General features: G+C 65.5%; 19 protein-coding genes. 10 read left to right on the top strand and 9 right to left on the bottom strand.

Annotated features, from left to right (window positions below; genetic code table 11):
- Positions 1-378: 378 nt before the first annotated feature.
- The 9 genes from QX010_RS23070 to QX010_RS23030 form a co-directional block, all read right to left on the bottom strand.
- Entirely contained in the window at positions 379-1416 is a 1038-nt protein-coding gene (locus tag QX010_RS23070) for an amino acid ABC transporter substrate-binding protein (protein ID WP_316182053.1), read from the bottom strand.
- Positions 1417-1482: 66 nt separating this feature from the next.
- Positions 1483-2076: a L,D-transpeptidase gene (locus QX010_RS23065; RefSeq protein ID WP_315717095.1), complete on the bottom strand. Its 594-nt coding sequence runs from the start codon at positions 2074-2076 to the stop codon at positions 1483-1485.
- Positions 2077-2187: 111 nt separating this feature from the next.
- Positions 2188-2313 (bottom strand): DUF2474 family protein, encoded by a 126-nt coding sequence (locus QX010_RS23060; RefSeq protein ID WP_315801641.1) that lies wholly within the window; start codon positions 2311-2313, stop codon positions 2188-2190.
- Complete coding sequence (gene cydB / locus QX010_RS23055; protein WP_315801640.1) at positions 2313-3323, bottom strand: cytochrome d ubiquinol oxidase subunit II; 1011 nt, start codon at positions 3321-3323, stop codon at positions 2313-2315. The genes QX010_RS23060 and cydB overlap by 1 nt, the downstream gene beginning before the upstream one ends.
- A complete protein-coding gene (locus QX010_RS23050) occupies positions 3320-4726 on the bottom strand; it encodes a cytochrome ubiquinol oxidase subunit I (protein ID WP_315801639.1) in 1407 nt (468 codons plus the stop codon). The genes cydB and QX010_RS23050 overlap by 4 nt, the downstream gene beginning before the upstream one ends.
- 369 nt (positions 4727-5095) lie before the next feature.
- The gene (locus QX010_RS23045; protein WP_315801638.1) at positions 5096-5707 is read right to left on the bottom strand and encodes a sigma-70 family RNA polymerase sigma factor; all 612 of its coding nucleotides are present in this window, start codon (positions 5705-5707) and stop codon (positions 5096-5098) included.
- A gap of 231 nt (positions 5708-5938) precedes the next feature.
- Positions 5939-6682: a response regulator gene (locus tag QX010_RS23040; RefSeq protein WP_315801637.1), complete on the bottom strand. Its 744-nt coding sequence runs from the start codon at positions 6680-6682 to the stop codon at positions 5939-5941.
- Positions 6679-8424 (bottom strand): DUF3369 domain-containing protein, encoded by a 1746-nt coding sequence (locus tag QX010_RS23035; RefSeq protein WP_316182052.1) that lies wholly within the window; start codon positions 8422-8424, stop codon positions 6679-6681. The genes QX010_RS23040 and QX010_RS23035 overlap by 4 nt, the downstream gene beginning before the upstream one ends.
- Positions 8394-10379 (bottom strand): ATP-binding protein, encoded by a 1986-nt coding sequence (locus QX010_RS23030; RefSeq protein ID WP_410051978.1) that lies wholly within the window; start codon positions 10377-10379, stop codon positions 8394-8396. The genes QX010_RS23035 and QX010_RS23030 overlap by 31 nt, the downstream gene beginning before the upstream one ends.
- Positions 10380-10898: 519 nt before the next feature.
- Here QX010_RS23030 and ugpB point away from each other — a divergent pair.
- From ugpB to QX010_RS22980, 10 genes are all read left to right on the top strand, one after another.
- On the top strand, positions 10899-12224 hold the full coding sequence (gene ugpB / locus QX010_RS23025; protein WP_410051976.1) for a sn-glycerol-3-phosphate ABC transporter substrate-binding protein UgpB: 1326 nt from the start codon (positions 10899-10901) through the stop codon (positions 12222-12224).
- Between the two features lie 27 nt (positions 12225-12251).
- Entirely contained in the window at positions 12252-13205 is a 954-nt protein-coding gene (locus QX010_RS23020) for an aminoglycoside 3'-phosphotransferase/choline kinase family protein (protein WP_316182050.1), read from the top strand.
- 213 nt (positions 13206-13418) lie between these two features.
- The gene (locus QX010_RS23015; protein ID WP_316182048.1) at positions 13419-15041 is read left to right on the top strand and encodes an ABC transporter substrate-binding protein; all 1623 of its coding nucleotides are present in this window, start codon (positions 13419-13421) and stop codon (positions 15039-15041) included.
- A 196-nt stretch (positions 15042-15237) separates the two neighbouring features.
- Positions 15238-16251, top strand: a complete 1014-nt coding sequence (locus tag QX010_RS23010) for an ABC transporter permease (RefSeq protein WP_316182046.1) — start codon at positions 15238-15240, stop codon at positions 16249-16251.
- Positions 16248-17147, top strand: a complete 900-nt coding sequence (locus QX010_RS23005) for an ABC transporter permease (protein WP_315801631.1) — start codon at positions 16248-16250, stop codon at positions 17145-17147. Before QX010_RS23010 ends, QX010_RS23005 begins: the two co-directional genes overlap by 4 nt.
- Positions 17148-17285: 138 nt before the next feature.
- Positions 17286-19100 (top strand): ABC transporter ATP-binding protein, encoded by a 1815-nt coding sequence (locus QX010_RS23000; protein ID WP_316182044.1) that lies wholly within the window; start codon positions 17286-17288, stop codon positions 19098-19100.
- 26 nt (positions 19101-19126) lie between these two features.
- Positions 19127-19306, top strand: a complete 180-nt coding sequence (locus tag QX010_RS22995) for a DUF4089 domain-containing protein (protein WP_316182042.1) — start codon at positions 19127-19129, stop codon at positions 19304-19306.
- Between the two features lie 10 nt (positions 19307-19316).
- Positions 19317-20717, top strand: a complete 1401-nt coding sequence (locus QX010_RS22990; RefSeq protein WP_316182040.1) for an AtzE family amidohydrolase — start codon at positions 19317-19319, stop codon at positions 20715-20717.
- Complete coding sequence (hpxZ, locus tag QX010_RS22985; protein ID WP_316182039.1) at positions 20698-21090, top strand: oxalurate catabolism protein HpxZ; 393 nt, start codon at positions 20698-20700, stop codon at positions 21088-21090. The genes QX010_RS22990 and hpxZ overlap by 20 nt, the downstream gene beginning before the upstream one ends.
- Before the next feature lie 2 nt (positions 21091-21092).
- A complete protein-coding gene (locus QX010_RS22980) occupies positions 21093-21824 on the top strand; it encodes a GntR family transcriptional regulator (protein WP_315801626.1) in 732 nt (243 codons plus the stop codon).
- Positions 21825-21879: the final 55 nt, after the last annotated feature.

Genomic DNA, 21879 nt, shown 5'->3' with positions numbered 1-21879 from the left:
CTCAGATCCAGCGACGGGCGGTTGGTCAGAACCGCCCGTTCGCACATTCTGGCAGGTTTCGAACACACAAGAGCGCGCCATAAGCGTTAACACCATCGCGCAGGGAAGGCCGGGTTGTCCCGGCTGAGCCTGTGGTTCTGCCGCCTGCATTTTTTTCGCAGGCGGACCGCAGGTGCCAGTCGGCACCTGGCCTTCCCTGCGCCCTCGATTTACGGAGGGTGGAGATTTGGCAAAGCTCGGGCGCGAGAGGCGTCGCGAGAAGGTTACGTCATGCTCCGTCATTGCGAGCGAAGCGAAGCAATCCAGAGTCTCTCTGACAATCCTGGATCGCTTCGTCGCGTTGCTCCTCGCGATGACGGCGAGGGGGAGCGGAAACCCCTACCTGATCGGCGGTGCGTATTGCACGCCGCCGGCGTTCCAGAGCTGGTTCATGCCGCGCGGGATCTTCAGCTTGGACTCGCTGCCGACATTGCGCTCATAGACCTCGCCGTAATTGCCGACGTGACGGATCACGCGCGCCGCCCAATCCTTCGTCAGCCCGAGGTCCTCGCCGTAGCTGCCCTCGTTGCCGACCAGCCGCATCACGTCCGGCTTCTTCGACTTCAGCGCCTCGTCGATGTTCTTGGAGGTGACGCCGAGCTCCTCGGCATTGATCATCGCGTACAGCGTCCACTTGACGATCATCATCCAGTCGTCGTCGCGCTGGCGCACCACGGGCGCGAGCGGCTCCTTGGAGATCAGGTCGGGCAGGATGTCGTGATCGGCGGGCTTCGACAGCGTCAGTCGCAGCGCGTAGAGCTGCGAGACGTCGGCGGTGAAGGTGTCGCATTTGCCGCTGTCATACGCCTTGATGACGTCGTCGAGCTTCGAAAACTTCACCTCCTCATACTTCATGTTGTTGGTGCGGAAATAGTCGCCGAGGTTGAGCGCGTTGGTGGTGGAATCCAGCACGCAGACCTTGCTGCCGTTGAGGTCGAGCGCCGTCTCCAGCTTGCGCGACCGCGGCACCATGAAGCCCTGGCCGTCGTAATAGGCGACTGCGGGGAAATACAGGTCGTAGTTCTGCTCGCGCGCCATCGACCAGGTGGTGTTGCGCGAGAGGATGTCGACCTTGCGGCTCTGCAGCTCCTTGAAGCGCTCACTGGCGTCGAGCGGCACGAACTTCGCCTTCTTCGGATCGTCGAAGATCGCGGCGGCCACGGCGCGGCAGAAGTCGACGTCGAAGCCGCTCCAATTGCCCTTGTCATCGGGAATCGAGAAGCCGGGCAGGCCGGCATTGACGCCGCACAGCACCTCGCCGCGGCGGATGGTCCGCTTCAGCGTGCGGGTGTCGTACATCTCATAGGTGACGGCGAGCGCCGCGACGAGGACGGCGACGGCGAGCCCGATCAGCAGGCCGCCTCGGAAAGTGCGCATGGTCAATCTCTTTCAAAAAATGTCAGGACGAAGCGATGGCTGAATGTCGGGCGGCGGGCGCCGCCGTCACAGTTCCGGCTTCTGCCGCACCACGACCTTGGTGCCGACCGGCACGCGGTCGAACAGGTCGGCGACATCGGCATTCACCAGGCGGAAGCAGCCCGAGGAAATCTTGCTGCCGATCGTCCAGGGCTGGTTGGTGCCGTGGATGCGGTATACGGTGGTGCCCAGATACATCGCGCGCGCGCCCAAGGGGTTGCCGGGGCCGCCGGCCATGAAGCGCGGCAGATAGGGCTGGCGCTGGATCATCTCCGGCGGCGGCGTCCAATCCGGCCACTCGGCCTTCTTGGTGATCGACAGCAGCCCCTGCCACTGGAAGCCGTCACGGCCGACGCCGATGCCGTAGCGGATGGCACGTCCGCCCGGCTGCACGAGATAGAGGTGGCGTTCGGCGGTGGACACGATGATGGTGCCCGGCGGCTCGGTGGTGCGGAAATAGACCACCTGCTTGCGCCATTCGGGATCGAGCTCGTAGCCGTCATCGGCGACGAGGCCGGGCTGATCGCCGGGGTCCTCGGACTGGGCAAAACTATGCGATGTGGACAGTGCCAGCGCAATGATGGCGCTGGCCGCACACAGCAGGCGACGGAAACTCGGCATTCAAAGCTCTCCTCGACGGACCCCTGCGAAGCTTGCCCGATCAAATCCACCCGCCAAATTTCAGGAGCATATTCGCAGCAAAGTCAAGGTGAGCGCAGGGCGCACCCGCTGTCATCCGAGCTTCATCCAGAGCCGCAGCAGGAAGGCCACCGCGCCGACGGTCGCCACGCCGGCGAGCCACAGCGCAACGAACCAGGCGAGGCGCTTCGCGAGTGGGGCAGGCTGCTCGGAGGGCATCAATGATAGCCGCTGTCGTGCCCGACCTTGCCGCGAAACACCCAATAGGCCCAGCCGGTGTAGGCGAGGATCAGCGGCACCAGCACCAGCACGCCCGGCAGCATGATCAATTGGCTGCGTTCGGGTGCTGCCGCCTGCCAGATCGTGATGCTCTGCGGCACGACGTAGGGATACATGCTGATGCCGAGGCCGGCGTAGGACAGCAAGAACAGCGCGAGCGCGAGAAAGAACGGCCAGCCATCGCGCTTCTGGGCGAGGTTCTTCATCATCAGCACGGTGACGCCAATGACGGCGAGCGGCACCGGCGCGGTGAGAATGATCGCCGGCCACCTGAACCAGCGGTCCGAATATTGAATGGTGAGCAGCGGCGTCCACAGGCTGACGGCGGCAATGGCGAGCAGCATCGCGAACAGCAGGACCCAGCTGATGCGGTAGGCCTTGTCGCGCAGGTCGCCCTCGGTCTTGAGGATCAGCCAGGTGGCGCCGAGCAGCGCATAGCCGATCACGAGCGAGACGCCGGTGAGCAGGCTGAACGGCGTCAGCCAGTCCCACCAGCCGCCGGCATAGTTACGCCCCTCGACATGCACGCCCTGCAGGATGGCGCCGAGCGCGATGCCCTGCGCCAGCGTCGCGACCCAGGAGCCGCCGGCAAAGGCGATGTCCCACAGATTGCGCTGGGCGCGGGTGCGCCAGCGGAATTCGAAGGCGACGCCGCGGAAGATCAGGCCGACCAGCATCGCGATCAGCGGCGCATACAGCGCGGGCATCAGGATCGCATAAGCGAGCGGGAACGCGGCCATCAGGCCACCGCCGCCGAGCACCAGCCAGGTCTCGTTGCCGTCCCACACCGGCGCCACGGTGTTGGTGATGACGTCGCGGTCCTGCCTGCCGGGAAACAGCGGGAACAGGATGCCCAAGCCGAGATCGAAGCCGTCCATCACGACGTAGATGAACACGGCGAGCGCGATGATGAACGCCCAGAGGGTGGCGAGATCGACGGTGACGCTCATGATCCGACGGCTCCCTGCACGACACCGGCGGCCGGCGTGATGCCGGCGGTGCGGACCGGCTGCTCGCTGCTCGGGCCCGGCTCGCCGGGATGCGGCGGCTCAGCCATCAGGCGCAGGATGTACATCACGCCGGCGGCAAAGATGATGAAATACACGACGATGAAGGCGAGCAGCGACGTGCCGACGGCCGGGGCGGCGAGCGGCGACACGGAATCCGCGGTGCGCAGCAGCCCGTACACCGTGAACGGCTGGCGGCCGGTCTCGGTGGTGATCCAGCCGGCCATGACGGCGATGAACCCCGCCGGTCCCATCGCAATCGCGAAGCGGTGCAGGCCGCGGTTGATGTACAGCCGGCCGCGCCAGCGCTCCCACAGGCTGAACCCGCCGAGCGCCAACATCAGCAGGCCCAGGCCGACCATGATGCGGAACGACCAGAACGTGATCGGCACCGGCGGCCAGTCCTGCCGCGGCACGGTGTCGAGCCCGGCCATCGGAGCGTCGATCTGGTGCTTGAGGATCAGCGAGCCGAACTTGGGGATGCCGAGCGCCCATTTCAGCTCGCCCTTGGCCTGGTCGGGCCAGCCGAACAGGTACAGCGGCGCGCCGTCCTTGTGGCTCTCGAAATGGCCTTCCATGGCCATGATCTTCACCGGCTGGTGCTCGAGCGTGTTGAGCCCATGCTGATCGCCGACCAGGATCTGCAGCGGCGCCACCAGGGCGGCCATCCACATCGCCATCGAGAACATCACGCGCGGGCCCGGCAGGTGCGGATTGCGCAGCAGATGCCAGGCGCCGACGGCGCCGACCACGAGCGAGGTGGTCAGATAGGCCGCGAGCACCATGTGCACGAGGCGATAGGGGAAGGACGGGTTGAAGATGACTGCGAGCCAGTCGACCGAGACGAACTGGCCGTCGGCGTTGACGGCATAGCCGGCCGGCGTCTGCATCCAGGAGTTGGCCGAGAGGATCCAGAATGCCGAGATCAGCGTGCCCACTGCGACCATCAGGGTGGCGAGGAAATGCAGCTTCGGGCCGACGCGCTTCAGGCCGAACAGCATGACGCCGAGGAAGCCGGCCTCGAGGAAGAAGGCGGTCAGCACCTCATAGGCCATCAGCGGGCCGATCACCGGGCCGACCTTGTCGGAATACACCGACCAGTTGGTGCCGAACTGGTAGGACATCACGATGCCGGAGACGACACCCATGGCAAACGCGATGGCGAAGATCTTGAGCCAGTAATTGAAGACGTTGAGATAGACGTCGCGTCCGGTCCACAGCCACAGCGCCTCGAGCACGGCGAGGTAGGACGCGAGCCCGATCGAGAAGGCGGGGAAGATGATGTGGAAGGTGACCGTGAAGGCGAACTGCGCGCGCGCCAGCTCAACCGCATCCAAACCGAACATCAGCACCGTCCGTCATTGCCACGGGGCTTGTAGCATCGCCCCATGACGGAAGATTGCACCGGCAACGCACGATATCAAATGGTCAAATCGCCCTATTGGCGGCGTGAGCGATCCCAAACGACGAAGACCCGGCAGGGGCATCCGCCGGGTCTTCGGAGCAACCTTGGAAGGTGGAGGTAACCTTGAATTTGCTCGCTCCAAACCGAGATCAGCTGGGGGACTGAGGCTCGGCTGATGGAAAACGTTCTAGCGGCCGAAATTTTCCAGGTGATTTCGCCGATTGTTTCAATTGTTTCGTTCGGCGATTTTCTCGATGTCGTCGTCACGGGAACCCGCCGGGACCTTGGTCCCGACGAGAATGAAGGTGAATCAGGCGGCGAGGCTGTGCACGCCGGCGCCGCGCAGCAGTTCGGCGAGGTGCTTGCGGGCGTAGAACATGCGGGTCTTCACCGTGCTCTGGGGGATGCCGATGATCTGGCCGACCTCCTCCACGGACTTCTCGTGGTAGTAGATCAGGGTGATGATCTCGCGATGCGCCGGCGACAGCTTGGCGACGCAGGCGCGCAGGATGGCGCTGGTCGTCGAACGCTCGAGCGACGTTTCCGGCGTGTCGGAGTCGTCGGCGATCTCTCGCACCTCGTCCTGGTCGATGTCCTCGAAGCGGCGCTGGCGCAGTGCGGTCAGCGCCTTGAAGCGGGCGATCGAGAGCAGCCAGGTCGAGACCTGCGAGCGGCCCTCGAACTGCTTGGCGGTGCGCCAGACGTCCAGGAACACCTGGCTGACGAGGTCCTCGGCGATCGTGGTGTCGCGCACGATGCGCAGGATGAAGCGATAGACCCGCACATTGTGGCGCGCATAAAGCGTGTGCATCGCGGTGCGATCGCCATCGGCAATGCTCTCCAGGAGCATGTCGTCCGTGGTCGCCTGGGCTGCGATGATGCCCTGGCTGGCTGCGGAATTGATGGCAACGACGTTCTGCATGGCACTCTCCCGTTCCGCCGCCCCCTTGCGGCGTTTCGACGGGATGGATTGTTAAGGAGCGCCCGTTTCGGGACGTCTGCACGAAAACAGGAAAATGGTTTCGTGCGCCTGCGGAAATGTTTCGTCGCGCCGCACATCGCGAAACAGTCGTGGCGGAATTGTGCCTTATTCCAATTTGCGGAACGAAATGCGGGCGAACAGGTCGCTCCGGCTGCCGCCGGCTGGCCCGCTTCAGGCCTTGTCGCCGGCCGGGGAGAACAGGTAGCCGCCGCCGCGAATGGTCCGGATCACGGCCGGTTTGGTCGGATCGGGCTCGATCTTGCGGCGGATCCGCATGATTCGCAGGTCCACGGCGCGGTCGAAGGCCTCGGCATCGCGGGCATTGGCGAGCTCCAGCAGCCGCTCGCGCGACAGCACCCGCTTCGGGTTGGCGGCGAACACTTTGAGCAGGCCGTACTCGGAAGCCGTCAGCGGATGCTCGTTGCCTTCGTCGTCGCGCAGCGCCTGGGCATCGAGATCCAGCCATTTGGTGCCGAACCGCACCAATTGCGGGTTTTTGGCCTGGGCCGGAGCGGTCTCCGTGACGGCCGCCGCAGCCTTGGCTGGACCGCTGCGGCGCAGCACGGAGCGGATCCGGGCCATCAATTCACGCAATTCGCACGGCTTGGCGACGTAATCGTCGGCCCCGAGCTCAAGCCCGACCACGCGGTCGATCGGGCTGGCGGTGGCCGTCAGCATGATCACGGGGATGTTGGTGCGGCCCTTGAGATCGCGGATGATTGACAGTCCGTCCTCTTCGGGCATGTTGAGGTCGAGCACGACGAGATCGGCCGGGCCGGTTTCGATGGCGCTGCGCAGGCTCTTGCCGCCATCGCACAAGGTCACGGTGAAGCCGTGCATCTTGAGGTAATCACCCACCATTTCGCGGGCGGGCGCCTCGTCGTCGACGATGATGATGTGCTGGCTCTGACTCATGACAATTCGGCCGCCGGCAGTGTGATGGTGAAGGTCGATCCGGATCCCGGCCCTTCGCTCCTGGCCGTCACCTCGCCACCATGCATGTCGACGATGCGTTTGACAATCGACAGGCCGAGCCCGGTCGAGCTCTCGCCCGCGGTCGGTTTGGCCGACAGCCGCTGGAACCGGCCGAACAGCCGGCCGAGATCCTCCGGCGAGAGGCCAGCGCCCTGGTCGGTGATGCCGATGATGGTGTTGTCGCCATCGTCCGAGGCATTCACGATGATCCTGCCGCCGATCGGGCTGTACTTGATGGCGTTGCTCAAGAGATTGTCGATCGCTTCGCGGATCCGGTCGATGTCGCACATCGTCGACAGCAGCGTCGGCGCCGAGACCTCGATGACCTGTTGCTTGTTGAGGGCGAGCGGCTGGTTGGCCTCGACCACCTCGTGGATCAGGGCTGTGATGTCGACCGGCTCGCGGCGGATGGTGATGTCGAAGGCGTCGGCCATCGCATCCGAGATCAGATGGTCGACCATCGAGGTCAGCCGCTTGGCGGCATCACGGATATGTCCGACCTGGCTGGTGATGCCCTCGGCGGATGCACCGGTTGCGATCAACTCGGTCAGCATTTCCGTGCGGCCGAGAATGACGCCCAGCGGATTCTTCAGGTCATGGGCGACGGTGCCGAGAATCTCGTTCTTGAAGCCGTTGGCGCGCTGCAGCCGCAGCCATTGCGCCGACAGCCGCCGGTTGGCCTGCATCAGCGCGCGGGTGCGCTGGGCGACGCGGTCCTCGAGCTGGGTGTTGGCCTCATGCAGCTGCTGATAGAGGATCACGTTGTCGAAGGCGATCGACAGCCGGCTGGAGAAGATCTCGACCAGCGAGCGGTCGGTCTCGGACAGCGGCCGCTCCGCCTGCAGCAGCACCACGACCTCGCGCCCCGAGCCGGTGCGGACATAGAGCACGGTGCGATGGTCGGCGAATTCGTTGCTGCGCTGCCTGAAGGCGGCCTCGACCATGTCGCGCAGGTCGGGATCGAGCGAGCGCGAGGTGACGGCGCCGGAGAAGCGGCTGTAGCAGCCGGAGCCGGCCAGCACCGAAAAATCCTCGGTCTGGCTGCCGTCGTCGCGCAGCACCAGGATCCCGGCGCAATCGACGTTGAGCAGCGACGCGATCTGGGTCAGCACGCCCTCGGCCAGCCGCTGCATCGACTTGAAATCATACAGCGTCGAGGCGGCGTCGATGATGATCTCCAGGCCGCGCCTTGTCTGCACCATGCGCTCGAGCTGCTGGTAGCTGCGCAGCGCTGCCGTCAGCGATGTGAACAGCTTGTCGGCGGTGAGCTCGGTCTTGGCCTTGTAGTCGTTGATGTCGTACTGGACGATGACGCGCCGCTCCGGCGCCTGGCCGGGCTGTCCGGTCCGCAGGATGATGCGGACGGTCTCGTTCTTGATCTCGTTGCGGATGTATTCGACGAGCTCGAGCCCGGCGACGTCGGTCTCCATGATGACGTCGAGCAGCACCGCTGCGACGTCGGTGTGCTCCCGCATCAGGGCGCGGCCCTCGGCCGCCGAATAGGCGGAGAGGATTTCCAGCCCCTGGCCGTTCAGGCTGTAGTCCGACAGCGCAAAGCGGGTGCCTTCGTGCACGGCATGGTCGTCGTCGATGACGGCGATCTTCCATTTCCGGGCCGAACGGTCGTCCTCGTCGAAACCGGTATCCTCGATCAGTTGGAGGACATCGTCCTGTTCGGCCATTGCGTCGTTCCGTCACCCATTGCTGTCTCGGCGCCGCCCTTGGCGACCCGCGGCATGATAATCCGAAAGGTGGTACCTTGTCCCTCGCGGGATTCCAGCATCATGCGGCCGCCAAGCTGCTGCGTCACCAGATTGTAGACGATATGCAGCCCGAGCCCCGTTCCCCCTTCGTTGCGGCGTGTCGTGAAGAACGGATCGAAGGCCTGGCGCTGCACGTCGGGGGTCATGCCGGCCCCGTTATCGGCGAAAATGATCTCGATGTCATCCGCGCCGCGCGGCCGCGCCGTGATCGAGATGGTGCCCGCGCGGCCGTCGGCAAAGGCATGGTTGACGGCGTTGAGGAACAGGTTGGTGAGAATCTGACCGTAGAACCCGGGATAGCTGTCGATGAAGAGCCCTTCGGGGACGTCGACCGCCAGCGTGATCGGCGCGCGCTTGAGCACCGGCTTGAGGCTGGTGATGATCTGATCGGTCGCCTCGCTCAGGACGAAGGTCCGTCGCTCCGCATGGGAGCGGTCGACCGCGACCTGCTTGAACGACTGGATCAACTCGCCGGCGCGCTGCAGATTGGCCACCAGCTGCTCGGACGCGTCGCGCGAGGTGCGCACGAACTCCTCCAGCTGCGACCGGCGCAGGCCGCCTTCGGGCGACCGCAGCGCTGCCTCGAACATCTCGACCCGGCGCGCGAAGCTGGAGGCCACCGTCAGGCTGATGCCGATCGGATTGTTCACCTCGTGGGCGACGCCGGCGACGAGCCCGCCCAGCGCCGCCAGCCGCTCGGCATCGATCAGGTTGCGCTGTGCGGCGCTGAGTTCGAGCAGGGCGCTCTCGGCCTCTTCCTTCGCGGCGCGGAGCTCGTCCTCGGTCTTGCGCTTGGCGATCGCGTTCTCGCGGAAGGTCTCGACGGCGCGGGCCATCGCGCCGACCTCGTCGCGCGCCTCGGTGCCTTGGACCTCGCGGTCGTAGTCGCCCAGCATGATCGCGCGCATCGAGGCCATGATCTGCTGCAGCGGCAGCCGGATCGACAAGGCGATCAGCACGCCGGCGGAGAGGATCACTCCCAGGAAGATCACTGCGATCGAGAGGACGCGGCGGGAGATGTCCTTCAACGTCCGATCGAACGTCGCCTGCGCCTTCTGCTCGTGCTGGCGCATCTTCACCGACAGGCCGTCGATGGCGCCGATGGTCTCGGCCTGGCTCGCATCGATGGTGTTGCGCAGCAGCTCGGTGCGGTTGGTGAGCTGATCGGTGAGCTTGGAGAATCCCGCGCGCAATGCCGCAGTCCGGGCCGACAGCCGCTGCAGCGCCAGGCGCTGCAGATCATTGTCCGCAAGGCTCGACATCACCGGAATGGTCTTCTCGATCGTCTCCGTGTTGCGGCGCGCGTCGTCGGCGGAGGCGGGCGCGAGCGATAGATAGTAGGAATTGGCCGCGACCAGCATGGCGGTGAAGGCCTCGCGCGATTTGCCGAGCGAGGGCCAGATCTGCGCGTCGCGATGGCCGGTCGCACCTTCGATCACCGAATACAGCCCGGCGATGTCGCGGGCTGGGCCGAGGACCTCGTCCTCATAGGTCTTGGAGATGGTCGCCTGCAGGCTGCGCAGCTCGCCGAAGCCGTCCAGAAAGCGCACGGTGACGCGCTCCAGCTCCTCGACCGACCCCGACAGCATCGGGTCGGTCGAGGCGCGCGTCGTCAGCGTCCCGAGCACGGCCTCGCGCAGCAGCAGGATCTCGGCAAACAGCTCCGGGCTCGGCTGATTGATGTAGCGATGAATGAGGTTCTGCAGCCGGCTCGTCTCGCTTTCGAGCAGGGCCAGGACCTTGTCGGATTCCCGGACCTGGCGAACGTCGTCCCAGGCCGTGCCCAGCACCGTCGCGCCGTTCCAGATCAGCGCCGCCAGAACGATGACGACCGCCGAGTTCAGCGCGGCGATCGAGAGGATGCGCCAGCGGATCGGAACCGCCCGCAGCGCGCGCACGATTCGTGCCCGCCCCAGGACCGCCAGGCTGAGCGGCCGCGCGACGGATTTCCGCTGCTCGGATCGCGCCACGATCGCTACCTCGGACCGGGCTTACGGAACCGGCCTGCGCGCGATCCGCCGCGGGCACCCGGATTTGTATGCTGCGGCGCATTTAACCGCGCCGCGGAGTACGGGAGGCGTAAAAGGGACGAGCGGTACCGCGCGCCCGCCTCAGCGCGCATCAGCACCGGCGTGACGTCCACTCTCGAGATCGACGAAAGATGGGCGCGGTACACAGGCAACACTTTCCCCTTGATGATGAGGTCGGCCCGGATGTGAAAAGGTTCAATGCTCTCCCGAACAGGTGCTATAAGTCCATTCTGACGTCAAAGCGATACGCGTCAATGGTTTGTTGATAGTTTGTTGCAGCCTTGGGTTGCTGGACCCGGTTTTTCGGTCCGATTGCGATCTCAGCCCGGGCCTATTCATTCATCGAATTGGAGTTGCCTCCCGGTGACGGTCCTTCTGCGTTCTGTTTCGTTTGCAACCCTGCTCTGGACGGTTGTTGGCGCAAGCACGGCCCAGGCCGCGACCGAGATCGCGTGGTGGCATGCGATGTCGGGCGAACTCGGCAGGCAGGTCGACAGGCTGGCCGCCGACTTCAATGCGTCGCAGGCCGACTACCGCATCGTGCCGAGCTACAAGGGCAGCTATACGGAGACGGTGACGGCGGCCATCTTCGCGTTCCGCTCGCGCAGCCAGCCGGCGATCGTGCAGGTCAACGAGATCGCGACCGCGACGATGACGGCGGCGAAGGGCGCGATCTACCCGGTCTACGAGCTGATGCGCGACGAGCAGGAGAGCTTTTCGCCGTCGGCCTATCTGTCCGCGATCGCCGGCACCTATGCCGACGCCGACGGCAACATGCTGTCGTTTCCGTTCAACGCCTCCACGCCGATCCTCTATTACAACAAGGATCAGTTTCGCGCGGCCGGGCTCGATCCGGGCGCGCCGCCGAAGACCTGGCCTGAGCTCGGCAAGGCTGCCCGGCGGCTGCGCGACAACGGCGTCGCCTGCGGCTTCACGACGTCGTGGCCGGCCTGGATCAACGTGGAGAATTTCTCCGCCTTCCACAATCTGCCGATCGCCACGCGGGCCAACGGCTTTGCCGGACTGGACGCCGTGCTGACATTCAATAATCCACAGGTGATTCGGCACATTGCCCAGCTCGCGGAATGGCAGAAGAGCAAGGTCTTCGACTATGGCGGCCGCGGCCAGGCAGCCGAGCCGCGTTTCCAGAAGGGCGAGTGCGGCATCTTCATCGGCTCCTCGGCGACGCGCGCCGACATCAAGGCGAATTCGAAGTTCGAGGTCGGCTACGGTATGATGCCGTACTGGCCCGATATTGCGGGCGCGCCGCAGAATTCGATCATCGGCGGCGCGACGCTGTGGGTGCTCCGCGACCGTCCGGCGGCCGAGTATAAGGGCGTGGCCAAGTTCTTCGCCTATCTGTCGCGGCCCGATGTTCAGGCCGCCTGGCACCAGAATACGGGCTATCTGCCGATCACGCAGGCGGCCTTCGATCTGACACGCGCGCAGGGCTTCTACGACCGCAATCCAGGCGCGGCGATCTCGATCGAGCAGGTGACGCTCAATCCGCTCACGGAAAATTCGCGCGGCCTGCGGCTCGGCTCATTCGTGCTGATCCGTGATGCCATCGAGGACGAGATGGAGCAGGCCTTCAGCGGCCGCAAACCGGCGCAGACGGCGCTCGATGCCGCCGTCGAGCGCGGCAACCGTCTGCTGCGCCAGTTCGAGCGCGCGAGCCCGGATCGCTGATGACGGCGTTGCACGAGTGAGCCACTGATGGGCCGATTGCCGGACATCACTGCGGGCGCCGAGCTGCGTGGCCTTCGCGCTGATGTCGCGGCATGGCTGCCGGTGGCGCGCGATATCGTGCGCCACCACGGTTGCGAGCATCCGGGCCTCGCTCCCTTTGCAGCCGGCACCAACCTCGTCGCGGGAATCGGCGGCGAGCTGATCCTGAAACTGTTTCCTCCGTTCCATCGGCGCCAGTTTCTGTCCGAGCGGAGTACGCTGCGCGTGCTCGCCGGACGCTTGAAGCAGGTCGCCACGCCCGAGTTGCTGCACGAAGGCGACCGCGACGGCTGGACCTATCTGATCATGACGCGGCTCGACGGCATTCCGTCCGCGGAGGTCTGGCCCGGGCTCGACGAGCGCGGGAAGCAATCCTTGCTGAGAGACGTCGGAGAGCTGATTGCGGAGGTGCAGCTTGTGCCCCCTGGCGAACTGCTCGCGATCGGCCCGCGCTGGTCCGACTTCCTGCAAGGGCAGTTCGCAGGCTGCCGCGCCCGCCATCAGCGGCTCGGTCTGCCGGAGGCGCTGCTTGCCGGCCTGGATGATCTCCTGCGCGACGCCGCCGCGCTGCTGCCTCCGGACCCACGGCCCGTCATCCTGACCGGCGAATACATTCCGGAGAACTTTCTCGTCTCTCGCCATGGTGACGACTGGCGCATCAGCGGTCTGTTCGATTTCGGCGACGTCATGGCCGGCTTCGGTGAATACGACCTGCTCGGGCCGAGCGCCTTCATGGCCGCGGGCCATCCGGACCGCGTGCGGGCGCTGTTCGCGGGATACGGATTTGCGCCGGCCGACGTCACCTGGGAGCTGAAGCGGCGGCTGCTGGTCTTGATGCTGCTGCATCAGGCCAGCGATCCTGTCCGGCACATCTGCATTCCCGATTGGCCCAGCAGGGTCCGCAACTTCGATCAGTTGCAGGCCCTGATCTGGCCGGACTGATGTTCCGGTGTCCCGCCTGCGTAAATCGGTCGCATGGCGTATTGAGAGACTATAATTTGTGCAAATTCGCACTTATGTATGCAATTCTGCATGGAGGTGACGCGACGTTTGAGGTCGTGAGACCCGCAATTTCAACGGCTTAGTCGATCGTGAGGCTTGGCACGAAGCTTGCGATCATTGTTCCCGCCGGTCGTATTCTGGTGGGAGCATTTGATGAAGCGTCGCGATTTTCTGAAATCCGTGTCCGGTCTGGCTGCGGGGGCCGCGCTGCCAATGGCGCCGGCGATCATGTCGTCGGCCAAGGCCGATGCGCGGTCCGAGACGCTGCTCATCGTCTCCGAGGGCGGTCCAAACAACCTCGACATCCACGGCGTCGGCACCAACGTGCCCGGCTATGAGGTCTCGTGGAATTGCTACGACCGCCTGATCAGCCACGAGATGAAGAGCGGCCCGGGCGGCGTGCCGTATTACGACCGCGACAAGTTCAAGCCCGAGCTGGCCGAGGACATGACCATCGGCGACATGTCCGCCACCTTCAAGCTCCGCAAGAACGCCAAATTCCACGACGGCACGCCGGTCACCGCCAAGGACGTGAAGTGGTCGCTCGATCGCGCCGTCAGCGTCGGCGGCTTTCCGACTTTCCAGATGAGCGCGGGCTCGCTGACCAAGCCGGAGCAGTTCGTCATCGTCGACGACCACACGGTGCGGGTCGATTTCCTGAAGAAGGATCGGCTGACGATCCCAGATCTCGCCGTCATCGTACCCTGCGTCGTGAACTCCGAACTGGTGAAGAAGAACGCCACCGACAAGGATCCGTGGGGGCTCGAATACACCAAGCAGCAGACCGCGGGCTCCGGCGCCTACAAGGTGACGAAGTGGACCGCCGGTACCGAAGTGATCATGGAGCGCAACGACGACTGGGTGTGCGGTCCGCTGCCCAAGATCAAGCGCGTGATCTGGCGCATGGTGCCGCAGGCCGGCAACCGGCGCGCGTTGCTCGAGCGCGGGGATGCCGACATCTCCTATGAGCTGCCGAACAAGGACTTCCAGGAAATGAAGTCGAACGGCAAGCATACCGTGATCTCATTGCCGATCTCCAACGGTATCCAATATATCGGCATGAACGTGACCAAGCCGCCGTTCGATAATCCCAAGGTTCGGCAGGCGCTCGCCTATGCAATGCCCTATCAGAAGATCGTCGATGCCGTGATGTTCGGCCTTGCCAATCCGATGTTCGGTGCGCCAGCCGACAAGGCGACCGAGGTGGCGTGGCCGCAGCCGACCAAGTATTTTACCGACATGGAGAAGGCCAAGGCGCTGCTGGCGGAAGCCGGCTACGCCAACGGCTTCGAGACCACGATCTCCTTCGACCTCAATTTTGCGCAGGTCAACGAGCCCTTGTGCGTGCTCGTGCAGGAGAGCCTCGCTCAGCTCGGCATCAAGACCACGATCAACAAGGTGCCCGGCGCCAACTGGCGTACCGAGCTGAACAAGAAGGAGATGCCGCTCTTCACCAACATCTTCTCGGGCTGGCTCGATTATCCCGAGTATTTCTTCTACTGGTGCTATCACGGCAACAATTCCGTGTTCAACACGATGAGCTACAAGTCGCCGGTGATGGACAAGTTCATCGACGGCGCGCGTGACGCCGCCGCGGCCGGGGACAAGGCGACGTATGATGCCTATGTGAAGGGCTTCGTCGACCTCGCCTTCGCCGAGGTGCCGCGCATCCCGCTGTATCAGCCGTTCGTCAACGTCGCGATGCAGAAGAACATCTCAGGCTATCAGTACTGGTTCCACCGCCGGCTGGATTATCGCGCGCTGGTGAAGGGATGAGCTGCGTGAGCTGCCTTGGTTATGTGAGCCGAGCTCTCTCACTCCCTCCCCCCTTGTGGGGGAGGGGCGGGGAGGGGGGTAGCCCCACCCACCGCCGCCGCGGCTCACCCCCCACCCCAGCCCTCCCCCACAAGGGGGGAGGGAGCAGACTGCGTATTGCCGTGGGAGCGGTGGAAAATCCGGCGAGACCTTGGCCATGCTGATGCTCATCGCCAAGCGCCTCGCTTTCGCGATCCCTTCGCTGATCGGCGTCGTGATCGTTACCTTCCTGCTCACCCGCGCCTTGCCCGGCGATCCCGCCGCGTACTTTGCCGGACCTGCCGCCACCAAGGAGGCGGTGGAGCAGATCCGCAAGAAGCTCGGCTTCGACAAGCCGCTGATCGAGCAGTTCTTCCGCTACACCGTCGATCTCGCCCATGGCGACCTCGGTAGTTCGCTGACCACGGGCCAGCCGGTCGCCACTGAGATCCGCAACCGCCTGCCGGCTTCGGCCGAGCTGACTTTGCTCGGCCTGTTGGTGTCGGTCGCGATCGCACTGCCGCTCGGCGTGCTCGCGGCGACGCGGCCGGGGTCGTGGATCGACCATACCTGCCGTATCGTCACGACCGCGGGCGTCTCGCTGCCGGTGTTCTTCACCGGTCTGGTGCTGGTATATGTGTTCTATTTCCGGCTCGGCTGGTCGCCGGCGCCGCTCGGCCGGCTCGACGTGTTTTACAGCGCGCCGGATCCCGTGACCGGCTTCTACCTCATCGATACGCTGATCGCGCGTGACGGTGAGGCGTTCCGCTCGGCGCTGAGCCAGTTGATTCTGCCCGCCGCGACGCTGGCGATCTTCTCGCTGGCGCCGATCGCGCGCATGACGCGCGCCTCGATGCTCTCGGTTCTGTCGTCGGAATTCGTGCGCACGGCGCGCGCCTCGGGGCTGTCGCCCTCGACCGTCACCGTGACCTACGCGTTCCGCAACGCCATGCTTCCGGTCATCACCACGCTGTCGATGGTGTTCTCCTTCCTGCTCGGCGCCAATGTACTCGTGGAGAAGGTGTTCGCCTGGCCCGGCATCGGCTCCTACGCGGTCGAGGCGCTGATCGCCTCCGACTTCGCGCCGGTGCAGGGTTTCGTATTGACGATGGCCGTGATGTACGTCGTCCTGAACCTCGTCATCGACATTCTCTATGGCGTCATCGATCCCCGTGTGAGGCTGGAAGGATGAGCACCGTCGCGCCGACCCTCGAGCCCGCTGTCTCCGCCCGCACCTCCGGTCTCATGGCCCTGATCGGGCACACGCGCTATGTGCTGGCCGAGAACAAGGTCACGGGCTTCGCCTTCGGGCTTCTGGTCGTGATCCTGTTTGCTGCGATCTTCGGCCCGTGGATCGTGCCGTATGATCCGTTGGCCAGCGACACGGCGTCGGCGCTGAAGCCGCCATCGGCGGCGCATTGGTTCGGCACCGATCAGCTCGGCCGCGACATCTTCAGCCGCGTCGTGGTCGCGACCCGGCTCGACACCTTCATCGCGGTCGCATCAGTGGCGCTGGTGTTCTTCATGGGCGGACTTGCCGGCGTCGCCGCCGGCTTCTTCGGCGGCTGGACCGATCGCATCGTCGGCCGGATCGCCGATACCATCATGGCATTCCCGCTGTTCGTGCTGGCGATGGGCATCGTCGCCGCGCTCGGCAACACCGTGCAGAACATCATCATCGCCACCGCGATCGTGAACTTCCCGCTCTATGCGCGCGTCGCGCGGGCCGAGGCCAATGTCCGCCGCAACGCCGGCTTCGTGCAGGCGGCGCGGCTGTCGGGCAACAGCGAGATGCGCATCCTGCTCGGCCACATCCTGCCGAACATCATGCCGATCATGATCGTGCAGATGTCGCTGACCATGGGCTACGCCATCCTCAATGCCGCCGGCCTGTCCTTCATCGGCCTCGGTGTGCGGCCGCCGACGGCGGAATGGGGCATCATGGTCGCAGAGGGTGCCTCGTTCATGGTGTCGGGCGAATGGTGGATCGCGCTGTTTCCGGGTCTCGCGCTGATGATCGCGGTGTTCTGCTTCAATCTGCTCGGCGATGGCCTGCGCGACATCGTCGATCCGCAGCGCAGGACGTAATGGGATGAGGGTGTCCCAACAAAACTCCGTCACTGCCGGGCTTGACCCGGCAATCCATCCCCTCAAGCGAGACTTCGTCGGTCTGATGGATGCGCGGGTCAAGCCCGCGCATGACGATGGGAATACGCGGAGCCACACATGACCGCCCAGCCGCTGCTCGACGTTCGCGATCTCACGGTCGAATTCTCCACCCGGCGCGGCGTCGTCAAGGCGGTGCAGCATGTCGATATCTCCGTCGCCAAGGGCGAGACGCTCGCGATCGTCGGCGAGTCCGGCTCGGGCAAGTCGGTGACGTCCTATGCGGTGATGCGCATCCTCGATCGCGCCGGGCGCATTGCCGAGGGAGCGGTGACGTTCTCCGGCGTCGACGTCAAGGCGGCGGAGGAGAGCGCGATGCGCGATCTGCGCGGGCGCGAGATCTCGATGATCTTTCAGAACCCGCGCGCGGCCCTCAACCCGATCCGCAAGGTGGGCCAGCAGATCGAGGACGTGCTGAAACAGCACGCCCAGGCGGCCGCAACCGATCGCGCCGAGAAGGCCATAGCTGCGCTCGAGCAGGTCAAGATCGCGCGCCCGCGCGAGCGCTACCACGCCTATCCGTTCGAATTGTCCGGCGGCATGTGCCAGCGCGTCGTCATCGCGCTGGCGCTGGCCTGCAACCCGCAGCTCCTGATCGCCGACGAGCCGACCACCGGCCTCGACGTCACCACGCAGAAGGCGGTGATGGACCTGGTCGTCGAGCTCACCAAGAGCCGGGGCATGTCGACGATCCTGATCACGCATGATCTCGGTCTCGCCGCGGCCTATTGCGATCGCGTGGTGGTGATGGAGAAGGGCCGGGTGGTCGAGACCGCCAAGGCCGCCGACATCTTCGCCAACCCGCAGCATCCCTACACGCGCAAGCTGATGCGCGCGACGCCGCGCCTCGGCGTGTCGCTGCGGGATCTGCTGCCGGAGGAGGAGGCGCTGGCGGCGCCTAATACTCTCTCCGTCATGGCCGGGCTTGACCCGGCCATCCATCCCACTTCGCAGGACTCGCTCCAGGCGATGGACCCCCGGGGCAAGCCCGGGGGTGACGAGCGGAGTGGGGAGGGCGAGCGGAGTGCGGGTAGCGTTCGGCCGCTCCTGCTCGTCGACAAACTGGTCAAGGAATATCCGCGCCAGGGCGCTACCGCGACACTGTCAAAGCTGTTCGGACGGAGGCCGGCGGTCGAGCCGGAGGTGTTCCGCGCGGTCGACGGCATCAGCTTCACGGTCGGTCATGGCGAGAGCGTTGGCCTGGTCGGCGAATCCGGCTGCGGCAAATCGACCACGTCGATGATGGTGATGCGGCTGCTCGACCAGACGTCGGGCCGCATCAGCTTCGATGGTGAGGAGATCGGCAACATCCTGCCGCAGGCGTTTGCCCGGCTGCCGCTGCGCAGCCGGATCCAGATGGTGTTCCAGGATCCGACCGATAGCCTCAACCCGCGCTTCACCGCAGCGCGCGCCATCGCCGATCCAGTCCTGCAGCTCGGCGATATCAGGGGCCGCGACGCGCTTCGTGCGCGCTGCGAGGAGCTCGCGACCATGGTCGGTCTGCCGCTCAACCTGCTCGACCGCTTCCCGCATCAATTGTCCGGCGGCCAAAAGGCCCGCGTCGGCATCGCGCGCGCCATCGCACTGCACCCGAAGCTCGTCATCCTCGACGAGCCCACGGCGGCGCTCGACGTCTCCGTGCAGGCGGTCGTGCTCAATCTGCTGCAGGACCTCAAGCAGCAGTTAGGTATGAGCTATCTGTTCGTCTCCCATGATTTGAATGTCGTGCGGCTGTTGTGCGATCGTGTGATCGTGATGCGGTCGGGTCGAATCGTCGAGGAAGGCACCTCCGAACGTGTGCTAGGTGATCCGCAGGATGCCTATACGCGGGAGTTGTTGACGGCGATTCCGCACCCGCCATTGCCGGCGCATTGAGCGTGAAAGCTTGAAGGGAAAAGCTGATGGCGGAGCCATTGGACGACTACATCGACGCAGTCGGGCGTGCATTGGCCCTGCCGATCCAGGACGCGTGGCGCCCGGCGATCCGGGCCAATCTCGAGGTCTCGCTGAGGATGGCGAAGCTGGTCGACGAATTCTCCCTGCCCGACGAAGCCGAGCCTGCCAGTGTCTTCACCGCTTAGTTCTCCCGAGATGACCGCGAGCGCCGTCGCCGCCGCGGTCGCCGCCGGCAAGCTCACCGCCGTCGAGGCGACCGACGCCGCGCTGGCGCGGATCATGGCCCGCGATGGTGTGCTCAATTCGTTTACCGACGTCACCGCCGAGCGGGCGCTCGCGAAGGCCCGCGCCGTGGATGCTGACATTGCGGCCGGGAAGCCGATTGGTCCGCTCGCCGGCGTGCCGTTCGCGGTGAAGAACCTGTTCGATGTCGAGGGGCTGCCGACCCGCGCCGGCTCCAGGATCAACCGCGATCGCACCCCGGCGACACGCGATGCGACGCTGATCGCGCGCATGGAAGCCGCCGGCGCCGTCCTGGTCGGTGCGCTCAACATGGGCGAATACGCCTACGACTTCACCGGCGAGAACGTCCATGACGGTCCGTCGCGCAATCCGCACGATCCGACGCGGATGAGCGGCGGTTCGTCCGGCGGCTCGGGCAGCGCTGTCGGCGGCGGCCTGGTGCCGATTGCGCTCGGCTCCGATACCAACGGCTCGATCCGCGTGCCGTCGTCGTTCTGCGGCATCTTCGGCCTCAAGCCGACCTACGGCCGGCTGTCGCGGGCGCGCTCGTTTCCGTTCGTCATGAGCCTGGATCATCTCGGTCCGTTCGCACGCTCGGTCGAGGATCTCGCGCTCGCCTATGACGTGATGCAGGGGCCAGATGCGGACGACGCCGCGTGCACCGCGCGTGCGCCGGAGCCGGTCTCCGGCCAGCTCTCGCAAGGCATCGGCAGTCTGCGCATCGCCCTTGCCGGAGGGCACTTCCAGACGAATCTGTTTCCTGAAGCCGCCGAAGCGGTCGCTCGTGTCGCGGCTGCGCTAGAGGTCACCGAGGTGGTCGAGGTGCCCGAAGCGGCGCGCGCCCGCGCCGCGGCTTATGTCATCAGCACCACCGAGGGCGCCTCGCTGCATCTCGACCGGCTGCGCACGCGCGCGGGTGATTTCGATCCGGCGGTGCGCGACCGCCTGATTGCGGGTGCGATGATTCCGGCGCCGATGGTGGACCGCGCGCAGAAATTCCGCCGCTGGTATCGCGGCAAGGTGCTCGAACTCTTCAAGTCTGTCGACGTGCTGATCGCGCCCGCAACGCCCTGCGTTGCGCCCAGGCTCGGGCAGGCGACCTTCGTGCTCGACGGCGTCGAGCTGCCGGTGCGCGCCAATATCGGCATTCACACGCAGCCGATCTCGTTCATCGGGCTCCCCGTCGTCGCCGTTCCGATTCCGCTCGAGCCGATGCCCATCGGCGTGCAGATCATCGCGGCGCCCTGGTGCGAACATGTCGCATTGCGTGTGGCCCACGCCTTGCAACAGCTTGGCGTCGCCGCTGCGCCGGCCCCGAGAGGAGTTCTGGAGAATGGAAGTCGATCTGCCTGACGTCGTCGCGGAAGTCAGCGCGCAGTTCCAGCGCTACGAACAGGCGCTGGTCCGCAACGACGTCGCCGTGCTCGACGAGCTGTTCAAGCAGGACTCCCGCACGCTGCGCTACGGCATCGGCGAGAACCTCTACGGCTACAGCGAGATCGCGGCGTTTCGCGCCGCGCGCTCGCCGGCTGGACTGATGCGGCGGACCGCGCGCACCGTGATCACCACCTACGGCCGTGACGCCGCGGTCGCCTCGACGCTGTTCTATCGTGACACCGCGCCCGGCAAGGTCGGACGCCAGATGCAGACCTGGGTCCGGTTTCCGGAAGGCTGGAAGATCGTCGCCGCCCATGTCAGCATCATCGACGAAGCAAAGGGCGGCTGAAGATGAGCCTGGACGATCTACCGCCGCGAACGCGCCAGCGGCCCGCCCGCGAGTCCGAGATCAAGCGCATCGACCGCGCGCCGCCCGCGGTCGCGAAGATCACGCGCGCGGAGGAGCTGCGCCTGCAACTCGCCGACGATATCGTGCGCGGCGCGCTGGCGCCGGGGGCGCCGCTGGACGAGACCGAGATCGCCAAGCGCTTCAACGTCTCGCGCACGCCGGTGCGCGAGGCGCTGCGTCAATTGGCGACGTCGGGGCTGATCGAGGCGCGTGCGCATCGCGGCGCCGTCGTGGCGCGGCCCTCGGCCGACCGCCTCACCGGCATGTTCGAGGCGATGGCCGAGCTCGAGGGCCTGTGCGCCGGTCTCGCGGCGCAGCGCATGACGCCAGTCGAGCGGCAGCGGCTGGAAGCCATCCACGAGGAGCTGCGCAATCTCAGCCACGCCGGCAATCCCGAGCGCTTCCACGAGGTGAACGAGCGCTTCCACAACGCGATCTATGCCGGCGCGCACAATGCCTACATCGCCGAGATCACCCTGGCGACGCGGGTGCGGGTGCAGCCGTTCCGCCGCGCTCAGTTCCGCAATCTCGGCCGCCTTGCCAAGTCGCATGCCGAGCACGACCGCGTTGTCGTCGCCATCCTGCGCGGCGACAAGGCCGGCGCGGCGAACGCGATGCGCGCCCATATCGAGCTGGTGCGCGGCGAGTACGAGATCTACGCGGTGTCGGTGTAGGTTTTCGTTCGAGCGGTAGGGTGGGCAAAGCAGCCGCCGTTCGGCGGCAGCGTGC

It is taken from the genome of Bradyrhizobium sp. SZCCHNRI1009, assembly GCF_032487575.1.
In the GTDB taxonomy this organism is placed as follows: domain Bacteria; phylum Pseudomonadota; class Alphaproteobacteria; order Rhizobiales; family Xanthobacteraceae; genus Bradyrhizobium.
Note: the sequence above shows the minus strand (reverse complement) of the source record. Positions and strands in the feature narration are given on the sequence as shown.